1 protein-coding gene is annotated in these 1106 nt (G+C 59.0%); it reads left to right on the forward strand.

Annotated features, from left to right (window positions below):
- The coding region (gene tuf / locus Q1A48_RS21235; protein ID WP_299948848.1) for an elongation factor Tu at nt 1-1106 on the forward strand (1106 nt) is incomplete at both ends.

Raw genomic sequence — 1106 nt, forward strand, 5'->3', positions numbered from 1 at the left:
CTGACCGCAGCGCTGACCCGCGTCTGTGCGGAAGTTTGGGGCGGTGACGCAGTTGCTTTCGACGGTATCGACAATGCACCGGAAGAGCGTGAGCGCGGTATCACTATTGCCACCTCCCACGTTGAGTACGAGTCCCCCACACGCCACTACGCCCACGTAGACTGCCCAGGACACGCCGACTACGTCAAGAACATGATCACCGGTGCCGCGCAGATGGACGGCGCCATTCTGGTGTGTTCCGCTGCTGACGGCCCCATGCCGCAGACTCGCGAACACATCCTGCTGTCCCGCCAGGTGGGTGTCCCTTACATCGTTGTGTTCCTGAACAAAGCGGATATGGTCGACGACGAAGAGCTGCTTGAGCTGGTGGAAATGGAAGTGCGCGAACTTCTCGACCAGTACGAGTTCCCGGGTGACGACACCCCGATCATTGTCGGTTCCGCTCTGATGGCCCTGAATGGCGAAGACGATAACGAAATGGGTACCACCGCGGTCAAGAAGCTGGTTGAAACCCTGGACGAATACATCCCTGAGCCGGAGCGCGCGGTAGATCAGCCGTTCCTGATGCCGATCGAAGACGTCTTCTCCATCTCCGGTCGCGGTACTGTAGTCACCGGACGCGTAGAGCGTGGTATCGTCAAAACCGGCGACGAGATCGAAATCGTCGGTATCAAGGAAACCACCACGACCACTTGTACCGGTGTGGAAATGTTTCGCAAGCTGTTGGACGAAGGCCGTGCTGGTGAGAATATCGGCGCCCTGCTGCGCGGCACCAAGCGTGAAGAAGTGGAGCGTGGTCAGGTGCTGGCCAAGCCGGGTTCTATTACGCCGCACACCAAGTTCGAAGCGGAAGTGTACGTACTGTCCAAGGACGAAGGTGGTCGTCACACCCCGTTCTTCAAAGGCTACCGTCCGCAATTTTACTTCCGCACCACCGACGTAACCGGTGCGGTAGAGCTGCCGGAAGGCACCGAGATGGTCATGCCGGGAGACAACATTCAAATGGTTGTCACCCTGATTGCCCCGATCGCCATGGAGGATGGTCTGCGCTTTGCGATTCGCGAAGGCGGGCGCACCGTCGGTGCCGGCGTGGTTGCTAAGATCAT

This window comes from uncultured Microbulbifer sp. (assembly GCF_947489355.1).
Classification (GTDB): Bacteria; Pseudomonadota; Gammaproteobacteria; order Pseudomonadales; family Cellvibrionaceae; genus Microbulbifer.